This is a genomic window from Kyrpidia spormannii (assembly GCF_002804065.1).
Taxonomy (GTDB): domain Bacteria; phylum Bacillota; class Bacilli; order Kyrpidiales; family Kyrpidiaceae; genus Kyrpidia; species Kyrpidia spormannii.
In genome coordinates this window covers 1,740,767-1,753,002 of record NZ_CP024955.1, presented here as the reverse complement: position 1 = coordinate 1,753,002, position 12,236 = coordinate 1,740,767, and the positions used below count along the sequence as shown (strand labels likewise).

14 protein-coding genes are annotated in these 12,236 nt (G+C 61.5%); all 14 read left to right on the top strand.

The features are described 5' to 3' along the window. Positions 1-28 precede the first annotated feature (28 nt). A complete protein-coding gene (locus tag CVV65_RS08950) occupies positions 29-943 on the top strand; it encodes a tyrosine recombinase XerC (RefSeq protein WP_100667832.1) in 915 nt (304 codons plus the stop codon). Between the two features lie 13 nt (positions 944-956). Further along, entirely contained in the window at positions 957-1,499 is a 543-nt protein-coding gene (gene hslV, locus CVV65_RS08945; RefSeq protein WP_100667831.1) for an ATP-dependent protease subunit HslV, read from the top strand. 11 nt (positions 1,500-1,510) lie between these two features. Further along, a complete protein-coding gene (gene hslU, locus CVV65_RS08940; protein WP_100667830.1) occupies positions 1,511-2,899 on the top strand; it encodes an ATP-dependent protease ATPase subunit HslU in 1,389 nt (462 codons plus the stop codon). A 23-nt stretch (positions 2,900-2,922) separates the two neighbouring features. Beyond that, positions 2,923-3,705, top strand: a complete 783-nt coding sequence (codY, locus tag CVV65_RS08935; RefSeq protein WP_100667829.1) for a GTP-sensing pleiotropic transcriptional regulator CodY — start codon at positions 2,923-2,925, stop codon at positions 3,703-3,705. A gap of 124 nt (positions 3,706-3,829) precedes the next feature. Next, positions 3,830-4,237, top strand: coding sequence for a flagellar basal body rod protein FlgB (flgB, locus tag CVV65_RS08930; protein WP_232059666.1), 408 nt, complete (start codon positions 3,830-3,832; stop codon positions 4,235-4,237). Positions 4,238-4,243: 6 nt separating this feature from the next. Then, a complete protein-coding gene (flgC, locus tag CVV65_RS08925; protein WP_100667828.1) occupies positions 4,244-4,711 on the top strand; it encodes a flagellar basal body rod protein FlgC in 468 nt (155 codons plus the stop codon). Positions 4,712-4,724: 13 nt separating this feature from the next. Next, on the top strand, positions 4,725-5,030 hold the full coding sequence (gene fliE / locus CVV65_RS08920; protein WP_100667827.1) for a flagellar hook-basal body complex protein FliE: 306 nt from the start codon (positions 4,725-4,727) through the stop codon (positions 5,028-5,030). A 24-nt stretch (positions 5,031-5,054) separates the two neighbouring features. After that, a complete protein-coding gene (fliF, locus tag CVV65_RS08915; protein WP_100667826.1) occupies positions 5,055-6,569 on the top strand; it encodes a flagellar basal-body MS-ring/collar protein FliF in 1,515 nt (504 codons plus the stop codon). 6 nt (positions 6,570-6,575) lie between these two features. After that, positions 6,576-7,583: a flagellar motor switch protein FliG gene (gene fliG, locus CVV65_RS08910; RefSeq protein WP_100667825.1), complete on the top strand. Its 1,008-nt coding sequence runs from the start codon at positions 6,576-6,578 to the stop codon at positions 7,581-7,583. Beyond that, positions 7,573-8,325: a FliH/SctL family protein gene (locus CVV65_RS08905; RefSeq protein WP_133121266.1), complete on the top strand. Its 753-nt coding sequence runs from the start codon at positions 7,573-7,575 to the stop codon at positions 8,323-8,325. The genes fliG and CVV65_RS08905 overlap by 11 nt, the downstream gene beginning before the upstream one ends. A 6-nt stretch (positions 8,326-8,331) precedes the next feature. After that, positions 8,332-9,657: a FliI/YscN family ATPase gene (locus CVV65_RS08900; protein ID WP_100667823.1), complete on the top strand. Its 1,326-nt coding sequence runs from the start codon at positions 8,332-8,334 to the stop codon at positions 9,655-9,657. Continuing rightward, a complete protein-coding gene (locus CVV65_RS08895) occupies positions 9,654-10,091 on the top strand; it encodes a flagellar FliJ family protein (protein WP_100667822.1) in 438 nt (145 codons plus the stop codon). Before CVV65_RS08900 ends, CVV65_RS08895 begins: the two co-directional genes overlap by 4 nt. Further along, positions 10,088-10,741: a magnesium transporter MgtE N-terminal domain-containing protein gene (locus CVV65_RS08890; protein ID WP_100667821.1), complete on the top strand. Its 654-nt coding sequence runs from the start codon at positions 10,088-10,090 to the stop codon at positions 10,739-10,741. The genes CVV65_RS08895 and CVV65_RS08890 overlap by 4 nt, the downstream gene beginning before the upstream one ends. After that, entirely contained in the window at positions 10,738-12,228 is a 1,491-nt protein-coding gene (locus CVV65_RS08885; RefSeq protein ID WP_100667820.1) for a flagellar hook-length control protein FliK, read from the top strand. The genes CVV65_RS08890 and CVV65_RS08885 overlap by 4 nt, the downstream gene beginning before the upstream one ends. The last annotated feature ends 8 nt before the right edge of the window (positions 12,229-12,236 follow it).

The following is a 12,236-nucleotide window of genomic DNA, read 5'->3' as shown; positions in this document are numbered from 1 at the left end:
ATGGGTTCACGAGAAAGGGGGGAGATCCATGGGGGCGGATTGTTCCCGGGCCGATAGGGCTGTGGAGGAATTTCGGGTGTATCTGGAGTCCGAACGGCGATTGTCCCCACGTACCGTTCGAGCTTACATGGGCGATGTCGGCCAGCTGCTCGAATGGATGCAGGCACAGGGCATCGGCGGATGGGATCTCTTGACCCCGGTACGGATCCGGGATTTTTTGGCGGAGTTGTGGGACCGGGGGTTGTCCCGGCGCTCGGTGGCGAGGATGCTGTCCGCGTATCGGACGCTGTATCGGTTTTTTCTTCGGGAGGACGAAGTGCGGGAGAGCCCTCTGGAACCCGTGGCGACACCCAAACAGGAGAAAAGAATTCCCAATTTTATGGATGTTGAAGAGGTGTTCCACCTCCTGGCGTCGCCTGATCCGAATACGGCTCTCGGACAGAGAGACCGGGCGTTGTTGGAGTGGCTGTACGCCACGGGGGTCCGGGTGGGGGAAGCGGTGGCCCTTCGTGTGGGGGATGTCGACATAGCTGGTCAGCGGGCGCTGATCCACGGGAAAGGAGGGAAAGAGCGGTATGTCCTGTTTGGCCGCTCGGCGGCCCGGGCTTTAACCCGGTATTTGGAGGTGGGGTGGCCGGCTTTGGCGGGAGCATGCCCGGGGCCAGGGGATCCGGTATTCCTGAATTATCGCGGGGGTGCTCTCAGCGACCGGAGCGTCCGCCGGATCGTGGACCGGCACATGGCGCGGGTGGCGGGCTACCACAAGATCAGTCCCCACGTGCTGAGGCATACTTTCGCCACCCATCTGCTGGATGCCGGAGCGGATCTCCGGGCGGTTCAGGAATTGCTCGGGCATGCCAGCCTCAGATCGACCCAGATCTATACGCATACCACCCGGGAACGATTGCTTCAGGTATATCTCCACGCTCATCCCCGGGCCTAAGGAGGAAGTTTGGATGACCCAGTTGCATGGAACGACCATTTTTGCCATACTGGACCGCGGGCACGCAGTGATGGCGGGGGACGGGCAGGTCACGATGGGCGATGCCACCGTGCTGAAACACGGGGCGAAAAAGGTCAGGCGTCTTTACCAGGGAAGAGTCTTGGCCGGTTTTGCCGGCTCGGTGGCGGACGCCCTGGCCCTTTTCGAACGGTTCGAAGCGAGCTTGGATAGCCACAGCGGCAATTTGCCCCGGGCGGCGGTGGATGTGGCGAAAGAGTGGCGGACCGACCGGGTGCTTCGGCGATTAGAAGCGATGCTGGTGGTGTGCGACCGGGAGCACCTTTTGCTGCTCTCGGGCAGCGGGGAGGTCATTGAGCCGGACGACGGGATCCTGGCTGTGGGTTCCGGGGGGGTGTACGCCCTGGCGGCGGGGCGAGCCTTGAAGCGGCATGCTGCGGGCCTGTCGCCCCGGGAGATCGCCCTGGAAGCCATGCGCATCGCGTCGGAGATCTGCGTCTACACGAACGACCGATTCGTCGTCGAGGAGCTCGAATAGGAGGGAAGGCCATGGAGGACGCCCAGTTGACGCCCAAACAGATCGTCGCGGAGCTCGACAAGTACATCGTGGGGCAAAGGGAAGCCAAACGCGCCGTCGCCGTGGCTCTGAGGAATCGGTATCGCCGGAACCGGCTGCCTGATGAGATGAGGGAGGAGGTCGTACCGAAGAATATCCTCATGATCGGGCCAACCGGGGTCGGCAAAACGGAATTGGCCAGGCGTCTGGCGAAGTTGGTGCGCGCGCCCTTTGTGAAGGTGGAGGCGACGAAATTCACCGAGGTGGGGTACGTCGGCCGGGACGTGGACTCGATGGTGAGGGATCTGGTGGAGACGGCGATCCGCATGGTACGCCAGGAGCGGATGGCCGAGGTCGAAGTGGAGGCGCGCAAGGCGGCGGAAGAGCGATTGATTTCGCTCCTGGCTCATGAAGGGGACGGATCCAAGGGGTTTCGCAACCCCCTTGAGATGTTGTTCAACCCCGGCCAGGAGCAGAGCAGCCCCCGGGAACCGGATCCGAAAGACACTGCCCGCCGGGAGGAGGTGGCGAGGCGCCTGGCCGCCGGAAAACTGGAGGATCAGGTGATCGAGATCGAGGTTGAAGACAGCACCTTGCCCTTTTTGGACGTGGGGGCGACCGGACAGTTTGAAGAGATGGGGATGCAGATTCAGGATCTTCTCGGGCAGATACTGCCCCGGCGAAAGCGCAAGCGCAAAGTGACGGTTCGCGAAGCCCGGCACATTCTCACCCAACAGGAGGCGCAAAAGCTAATCGACATGGACGAGGTGCAGGCGGAAGCGGTGCACCGGGCTGAGCAGTCGGGGATTATTTTTATCGACGAAATCGATAAAATCGCAGGGAAAGACCGCCATGGCCCGGATGTTTCCCGGGAGGGGGTGCAACGGGACATTCTCCCCATCGTCGAGGGCTCGACGGTCATGACAAAATACGGGCCAGTCAAGACGGACCACATTCTGTTCATCGCTGCGGGTGCATTTCATATGTCGAAACCGTCCGATTTGATCCCAGAACTACAGGGACGCTTTCCCATCCGGATCGAGCTGCACAGCCTGAGTGCCGATGACTTTCGGCGGATTCTGACGGAGCCTCGCCATGCGCTCATCAAGCAGTACACGGCCCTTCTCGCCACGGAGGGGGTCAACGTGGTGTTCACCGATGCGGCCGTCCAGAGACTTGCGGAATTGGCTGCGGCCGTCAACCAACAGACGGAAAATATCGGTGCGCGGCGATTGAACACCCTGATGGAAAAATTGATGGAAGACCTGTTTTTTGAAGCTCCAGACATATTTTTGGACAAAATTGAAATAACGCCCGAATATGTGGATGAAAAGTTGGCGAGCATCGCGGGAGATCGAGATTTGAGCCAGTACATTTTGTAACCGGGCGTAAGGAGGATGTACAGATGGATCTACTCAGCAAAACCAGGCGGATCAATCGATTGTTACAGCGGTCGGCCGGGCAGCACGTGGATTTTATGGAGATGGCCCAGGTGCTGCGGGACGTCATCGAGAGCAACGTGTTTGTGGTCAGCCGGTCCGGAAAAATTCTGGGCTACGGGATCCTTTCCGAGTTCGAGGGCAGTGTGAACGACAGCGAGATCGTTCAACAGCGGCGTTTCCCTCTGGATTACAACGATTATCTGCTTCGCCACGAGCGCACAGCTCCCAACGTGGACGACCCTCAGCCCTTTGCGGTATTCACCGAGCAGATGAATCGCCTGTTTCCGGAGCGGTACACCACCCTCGTGCCCATCGTCGGCGGCGGGGATCGGCTGGGAACCCTGATTCTCGCCCGATTTAACAAGGCTTTCGAAGAGGATGATTTGTTGCTCGGCGAGTACGGCGCCACGGTGGTGGGAATGGAGATTCTCCGGGCTCATTCCGAAGAGATGGAGGAGGAGATGCGCAACAAGGCGATTGTCCAGATGGCCATCGACTCGCTGTCTTACAGTGAACTGGAGGCGGTGGAACACATTTTTGAAGAGCTCGACGGGAAAGAAGGCCTCCTGGTCGCCAGCAAAATCGCCGATCGGGTAGGTATCACCCGTTCGGTCATCGTCAACGCCCTGCGGAAGTTGGAGAGCGCCGGGGTGATTGAGTCCAGGTCCCTGGGGATGAAAGGGACCTACATCAAGATTTTGAACGATAAGCTGCTTCCCGAGTTGGAGCGCGTGAAGAACCGGTAATCCCATGGCCGTCTCTTCCTTTGATTCCGGCACCCGAAAGGGTGCTTTCTTTTTGCCCCGGAGAGCAGGAATCTCTGGCGGACTGACGAAACTTATGATGACTTTCGTCAAGGAGGGGTGAGGCGTGCAACTGTTTTCCACAGGCGCCATGCAGTGGCTGCCTCAGGCGTTGGATGCGACGGCCCTCCGTCAGAAACTCATCGCTGACAACGTCGCCAACGTCGATACGCCGGGCTACCAACGCCAGGACGTCCGGTTCGAGGACATCTTTGCCCAGGCGTTAGCCCAGCCGGCCCCATTGGCCGGTTTCCGTACCGATCCCCGCCATTTTATTATCGGGCCGCCGCCCTTGTCTCAGGTCCGTCCCGAGACGACGGTGGACAATCAAACGGTTTATAGCACGAACGGGAACAACGTGGATATGGATCGGGAGATGACCGAATTAGCAGCGAACCAGACGGAATACTTGACCTTGCTGCAGGACGTCAATCTCCAATTCGCCATGCTTCGGTACGCTTTGAATGGGAGGTAAGATTTCATGGCTTGGCAAGACACGTTCGCCATCAGCGGCTCCGGCCTGTCCGCCCAGCGCCTGCGCATGGACGTCATTGCGGGCAACATCGCGAATGCCGATACCACCCGCAGGCCGGACGGCACGCCGGGACCGTATCGGCGGAGAATGGTGATCATGGAGCCCCAGCCCGCCCCGGGCAGTTTCGCAGCGGCCTTGGCATCGGCGGGGGGGCCTGGCGTTTCGGCAGGGGTGCGGGTGAGTGCCATCGTCGAGGATCCCAGCCCTTTTCAACTGAGGTACGATCCATCGAATCCCGATGCGGTCCAGAACCCCGCCAGCCCGTTGTACGGCTATGTCCAGTTGCCCAATGTCGACGTGGCCACGGAGATGGTTGATCTGATTTCCGCTTCCCGGGCTTACGAAGCGAACGTGACGGCGCTCGATGCCGGGAAGATGATGGCGGTCAAGGCCCTGGACCTTGGCCGCGCGTAGGGGGGGTTGACGCATGGTTACACCGGCGAATGCCATCGGATCAGTGTCTGCCGCCCTCCCGCCCGCGACTTCGTCGACCCCCCAGCCGTCGAGCCCTTCCGGGGGATTCGGCGAGCTGTTCGGCCGGGCGCTGGATCAGGTCGACGCTTTGCAACAGCGGGCCGATCAAATTGTCGCTCAATTCGTGGCTGGCCAGGGGCCCGATGTTCACGATGTCATGATCGCGGCCCAGCAGGCGTACTTGGCCCTGCAGACGGTGGTTCAGATCCGGGACCGGGCATTGGCCGCCTATCAAGACATCATGCGGATGCAGATCTAATCGACGCTTGGGCGGGGTGAGGGTATGAATCCACAAGTGCGCCGATGGCTGGAACAGGCCCGGACGATGTGGCGGGAACTGGACCCCAAGCGGCGGCGCTGGCTGATTGCCGGCGCCGCGGCGGGCCTGGTGCTACTCGTCGCTCTCTCCTGGTATGCCCTCGCACCTCGCTATGTGGTGATTTATCAAAATCTAGATGCGAAGGCCGCCGGAGAGGTGACCAACAAACTGGACGAATTGAAGATTCCTTACCGGACCTCCGGCGGTCAGGTTATGGTTCCCGAGCAAGACGCCGACCGAGCCCGCATGCAACTGGCCATCGCCGGATTGCCGAAGTCGGGTTATGTCGGTTACGAGGATTTGTTCGGCAACACCAATATTGGGGGGATGAGTGACAACGAATTTAACGTCAAATCTCTCATGGCTCTGGAAGGGAGCCTTGCCGGAACCATCCGGCAGATCGATGGAGTCGAGGATGTACAGGTTCACTTGGTCATGCCCGAACAGCACATGTTTGTGGAACAGCCTGTGGGCCAGGCGAAAGCTTCGGTGTTTCTCAAGATCGCCCCGGGCGCTCAACTGGGCCCCGACCAAGTGGCGGGCATTCAACAACTGGTCTCCCATTCGGTGAAAGGGCTGAACGCGACAGACGTGGCGGTGGTGGATCAAAACGGCGTCCGCCTCGACCACCCAGAAGACGCCGGGACCGCGGTGAGCAATGCCGATCGACAGATCCTGATTCAAAAACAATACGAACAGCTTATCTCCGATCGGCTGCAGTCGGCCCTAGGAAAGATTCTCGGGCCGGGGAATGTCGTGGTCCTGGCCAACGCCAAGCTGAATTTTGACCAGGTAAAATCCACCCAAAGCGATGTCCGGCCCGTGGTGGGCCAGAACGGCGTGCCGATCAGTGTCCAGAAATCCACCAAGTCCGCTACGGGGACCGGGGTCGGAGGGGCTCCGGGCACGGCGACGGCGGGGGGCATGGCCACTGGAGCTCCCCCCACGTACCAAGGGGCCACGGGGAACGGAACCTATGACGAATCCCAGCAGACGATCAATTATGAGGTATCCAAAATCGTCACCGAACGGGTGGGCCAGCCCTTTACGCTTCAGGATTTGACTGTCTCCGTATTGGTGAACGGCCAGCCCACTCCCTTGCAGGTCCAGCAGATCCGGAACTATGTGCTCACAGCGGTGGGCTATCCGAACGACGGCACCCAGGATCAGAAGGTGACGGTAACGGGTATGCCCTTTCAGGCTGCTCAGCCGGCGCCCCAGGTTGGTTGGTGGACGCGATACGGATGGGCCATCGGGACTTTCGCCGCAGTGGCTGCGGCCATGGGAATCTGGTTTGCTCTGAGGCGGCGGCGGGTGGAAGAGGAGGGTGTCCCAGAACCTGTAATTCCGGCGCCGTCGTTGCTTGAGGAGAGTGAACTGCCCGAGGCAGAACAGCGGCGCAGGGAGGTGGAGCAGTTGGCCAGAACCCGGCCTGAGGAGTTTGCCGAACTGCTTCGGACCTGGTTGGCGGAGGAGTAGGTTGTCATGCAACGATCCGCAGGGTTGAGCGGAAAAGAGAAGGCGGCGGTGTTGATGATCACCTTGGGACCGGAGACGGCGGCCCAGGTGATGAAGCATCTGCGCGACGACGAAATCGAACAACTGACCTTAGAGATGGCGAATCTCCACAAGGTGGATTGGCGTTATAAAGATCTGGTCCTGGAGGAATTCCACCAGGTTTATAAAGCGAAAGAGTACATCACCAAAGGTGGAATTGAATACGCCCGGGAAGTGTTGGAGAAGGCACTGGGCCAGCAGCGCGCCGTGGAAATTCTTAACCGGCTCACGGCTTCCCTTCAGGTGCGGCCCTTTGATTTCGCCCGGCGGGCAGATCCGACGCAGATTTTGAATTTTATCCAAAACGAACATCCCCAGACCATTGCGTTGGTGTTGTCATATCTGGAGCCGGAACAGGGGTCCTTGATCCTCTCGGCCCTTCCACCGGAATCCCAGGTGGAAGTTGCCCAGCGGTTGGCGGTTTTGCAGAGTACGTCCCCGGAAGTGCTGGATCAGGTGGAGCGCACCCTGGAGAGTAAACTTTCCGCCCTTTCGGTGAGAGATTTTACTCCGGGGGGTGGGATCGACGCCTTGGTAAAGATCCTCAACGGGGTCGACCGGGGAACAGAGAAAACGATCCTGGAAGCGCTGGAGATGAGGGATCCGGATTTGGCCGAAGAGATCAAGAAGCGGATGTTCATCTTCGAAGATATCGCTTTCTTGGACAACCGGGCGATCCAGCGCATCATCCGGGACGTGGATGCCAACGACCTGGCCCTCGCCCTCAAAGTCGCCAGCGATACCGTGAAAGAGGCGATTTTCCGAAACATGTCCAAACGCATGGCGGAGACCTTTCGGGAGGACATGGAATACATGGGGCCTGTTCGCCTCAGGGACGTGGAAGAGGCCCAACAGCGGATCGTCGGTGTCGTACGCCGCCTAGAAGAAAGTGGGGAGATCATCATCGGGCGAGGAGGGGACGACATTGTCGTCTAGAGTAGTGAAATCGGCGGTGGCTCAACTGTTGGCTGCGGATCCGGTGGTCCTCGGGAATCCCGCTCCACGCGACGGCCGTCCGGAACCCGCTGAAGAGGCCCTTCAGGTGGCAGAACGCCTTCGCCGCCTGGCTGCAGAGGAACTGGAAGCGGCCAGGCGCCAGGCGGCCGAAGTGCTGGTTAAGGCTCAAGCCGAAGCCCGTGATCTGGTCGAGGCAGCGCGCCGGGAGATTGAACGCGAACGCCAGGCCGCTCATCAGAAGGCATGGGAGGAAGGGTTTCAAGAGGGCAGGGAGGAAGGCCTGCGAAAAGCCCAGGTCGAGTATGAGGAGCGGATGAAAAGGCTGGAAGCCCTGCGCTTGGAAGTGGAGGCCGAACGGAAACGCCTGGCGGAGGTCACCGAGGCGCACGTGGCGGAGGTGGCGGTGGCGGTCGCCCAGCGCGTGGTCCGGGGACTTGTGGAAGTGGATCGAAGCTTCGTCCACGCGGTGGCCGAAGAGGCGGTGGCGAGCCTGTTGCCCGCCGAGGATGTTGTGGTGCGAGTGTATCCCGGGGATGTGGACAAGTTGGACGCCGGGCGGCTGGGTTACGGGGATGGCGGGGTGAAAATCGTCGCCGACGCTCGCCTCGGTCCCGGAGATGTGGTGGTTTCCTCCTCCGGCGGAGAAATCGACGCCCGGGTGGATACAGCCCTGGAGGAAGCGGCGGCTCTAATCCGGGCCCGGGCTCGCCAAGCGGGGTGAAAGCCGGTGCAGGAAAGTTGGGACACCAACGCGTATTGCGAAACTCTTCGCCGCTCCCCCCTGTGGAGGGTTTCCGGGCGGGTCGCCCAAGCGGTAGGCATGACGGTGGAATCGAACGGTCCCGTGGCGCGGGTGGGAGATCTCTGCTCGATTGAAACGGACGCCGGGCCGCGTTTTGCGGAGGTCGTGGGCTTCCGGAACCGCCGGCTCATTCTGATGCCCTTCTCCGACCTGGACCGCATCCACAACGGCGCCGTGGTGAAGGTGGTGTCCGAAGGCCTCCGGGTACCCACTGGGCCGGGCATTTTGGGGCGGGTTCTCGACGGACTCGGCCGGCCCATCGACGGGCTCGGGCCGGTGGCGGGGGAATTTCAAGATCCCATCGAGCAGCCTCCCCCGCCACCCATGGCTCGAACCCCGGTGAACCAGCCCTTGTCCGTGGGCGTGAGGGCGATCGACGGGCTGCTCACGGTGGGACAAGGCCAGAGGATCGGCATTTTCGCCGGGAGTGGGGTGGGGAAAAGCACCCTTTTAGGGATGATCGCCCGTTATACCGAAGCGGACGTGACGGTGATTGGCCTGATTGGTGAGCGAGGAAGGGAAGTGCAGGATTTTATCGCCCGGGAGTTGGATGAAGAAGGGCGAAAAAGGGCGGTGGTGGTGGCTGCGACATCCGATCAGCCGCCCTTGATGCGGATCAAAGGGGCGCTCACGGCCACAGCCATGGCGGAGCGGTTCCGGCGCCAGGGACGACGGGTTCTGTTGTTGATGGACTCTGTAACCCGTTTTGCCATGGCCTGCCGCGAGGTGGGATTGGCCGCCGGCGAACCCCCCACCGCCCGGGGCTACACCCCTTCGGTCTTCGCTGCCCTGCCAAAACTGTTGGAGCGCACGGGAACTGCCCGTACCGGCTCGATTACCGCCTTTTACACCGTCTTGGTGGAAGGGGACGATTTTAACGAACCCATCGCGGATGCCGTGCGGGGCATTCTGGACGGTCACATCGTATTATCCAGGAAAATCGCCCAACAGGGGCTGTATCCCGCCATCGATGTAACGGCGAGTACCAGTCGCCTCATGAATCAAGTGGCGGAGACAGGTCACATCCGGGCTGCAGCCCGGTTTAAAGCCCTGTTGGCGGCGTACGAAGAAGCGGAAGATTTGATTCAAATCGGTGCCTATCGCGAGGGGACCCGACGAGAGGTAGACACCGCTCTGCGCCTTAGACCTCGAATGTGGGCGTACCTGGCCCAGAATCGCGATGTGAGAAGTGACATGGGCGACGCGGTACGCCAGCTCGTGGAGATGTTCAACGAGGAGGGCGGCGGATGAGAAGCGCAAAACGGGCAGCTCGGGTTCGCGAAGTGCAAGAGCGACTGCTTCAGGTCCGGGTCAGCGAGTTGGAGGAGGCCGCCCGACGCCGGGACGCTGTGCATCAGGCGAGGGACGCTTGGTCCGGTAGATTGATGGAGGCGGCAGCCCCCCGCCAGGCGTCGATCTCGTCGGCGGAATGGACCTTATGGCAACATTGGGCAGCCTTTGTCGCCGGTCGAGTTGCAGAACTGGGAAACCAGCTGGATGCGGCAGAGCGGAAAGTGGAACAGTGCCGAGAAGCAACTTTAGACCAGTGGAAGTGGGCAAAGACGTGGGGAATGTTGGAGGAACGCGCAGCCGAAGAAGAGCGGCACTGCCGGGAGCGACGTGAAGAAAAGGACCGGGAGGAAGCATTTCTGCTTCGCCTGGCCGGGGAGCGTGGGGAAGGATGACGGCGCGGCTTTCCCTCCGATGGATGATCGCCGTGGCCGCCATGGCCCTGGTGCTCACCTTGTTGATCTCTGGTATCGTCCTCTCCCTCCTCGGTTTTCCCGTCGTCACCCGGGTCAAAAATACGGCTCTCGGCGTGGTGCAAGGGTTGTTCCCAACGAACCGATCAGCTCCGGCGGCGGGCGCCCAAGCGGAAATCGATGCGCTTCGGGCCCAGGTGAGTGCGCTGCAAGCCCAGTTGGACGATGCCAAGAGGCAGTTACAACAAGCCCGGGCTTCTGCCCAAGGCTCCGGGAACTCGGGCGGGGCCTCGGGGGCTCCGGGCCCCGGGGGGACGACGACGGCAGGGGCGGCCCCGGGAATGCCCGGGCCCCCGGGATCTGTGGGAGGAGCTGCATCCGGGGCGGCAGGAGGCGGGACGGCTTCAGGGGCGCCAGTCCCCTCACAGCCGGGTGCCGCCCAGGATGTGAACCAGGTTTACGGGTCCATGGTGCCCACGAAGGCCGCGGCTATTTTGCAGCAAATGACCCCTCAAGAGGCGGCGGCAGCCCTCCAAGGGTTATCGACAGACGATCGGGCTGCCATCCTTGAGAAAATGGACCCGAAGACGGCGGCGGCTGTGATTCAGATCATGGGGAGGGCGGGTCAATGAGCGAAGCGACCATCAGTGGGGCGACCATCCGGTCGCCCCGGGAGGAGGGCCAGCCTACCTCGGGAAAGTCGTCGGCGGCGATCGGTGCGGGGGTTCCACACGATCCAGCGGAGTCCCAGGTGAAAGGGGCGCGCCGCTTTACCCGGGTGTTAGAGAGTCATTTGCCGGGAAAAGGACAATTGGGAAGGGGCGGAAAGACCACCGGGAAGAAGAAACGATTGCCCGGCGAGGCGGTCCAGGAATCGGGTAACTCTCCCCTGTATCCCGGAGGCGCCTCCGTTGTATTCCCTGGATCCCATGCGTCGGCGTCCGGGGTGCGGGCTGGTGAAGGGAAAAGAGGCGGGGAGATACTTGGCAGTGCTTCGATGCCTGGCAAGGGCTCTCAATCCGCTCCGTCTCCATTTCAACTTGCCGTTTTGTCAGAGAAGGGAAAAGCCGAGAACCGCCCTTCCATCGCCGATGCGCCGGATGGATCGGGGGCACCGGGGGAAGGGGGGATCACCCGGAAAAATGCCGTCCAAGACCGCCTTTCTTCCGCCCCGCTGCAAGGAACGGGCGGGCAGAACTCGGGTGTGGGGGCTCTTCCTCAAGGTGGGAAGGTTTTGACCGCCTCACCGGGAACCATCGACCAGTCGGGGAAAGCAGGTGCCACTCACAAGGCCATTGGCCTTGGCGGACCGGCCCAGCTCCAAGGGGCCGAGGATATCGGGAATGCAGTGGTAGGGGTTGAGGCTTGGCGCCGGGGGATTCCGCAGGATCCACCCACGGTCCAGGCACTCGCCGCCCGGGAGGGGCGCACCGACCTTCTTAGCGACAGCTCTTTCCAGGCAAAGGCGGCGAAGGCAGCATCGGATGCGCCTTCGCACCGCGCAGTTTCCATTGACTCGGGGGCCGGGCGACTGGCAGGTGACGATTCCCTGGTCGCAGGACTCTCCGGGGGGCCTTTTCCAGGTCAGGGAATGCAGGAACCTCCAACTGTCCTGACGAATGTGCCCAGTGAAGGACTGGCTGATGCGGTGGGGGCAAACCTCGCGAACCGCGCCTGGCGACCTGGGGAGAGCGCGACCCTTCGCGTGACGGTAGTGCCAGCCGATCTCGGGCCGGTACAGGTCATTGCCCACATGGATGTGGAAGGCCGGTTACATGTGCAGATTCACGCGGCCTCTCCGGAAACCCAGGCGATGATTCAGCAACAATCCATGCAACTGATTCACCATTTGCAACAAAACCACATCCCGGTCCAACGCCTGGACGTGGGGGGTACCCCGATCATGAGCGGAGGAACTGGTTCCGGTGCCGCGTTCACTGGGGGGACGGGCACTGGACAAGGGCAGCCCCATTCCGGTTTCCAGCCACCGGTCGCCGGCCGCGGGACGGAAGGGGCGGGAGTCAGGAATGAAGGGGTGGAGGGGCCCGGTGACTATCCTTCGGCGGCGGGGACTGCCGTACGATTATCGGGGACCTCGGGCTTTGAAGCGATGGTGTGAAGAGGTCC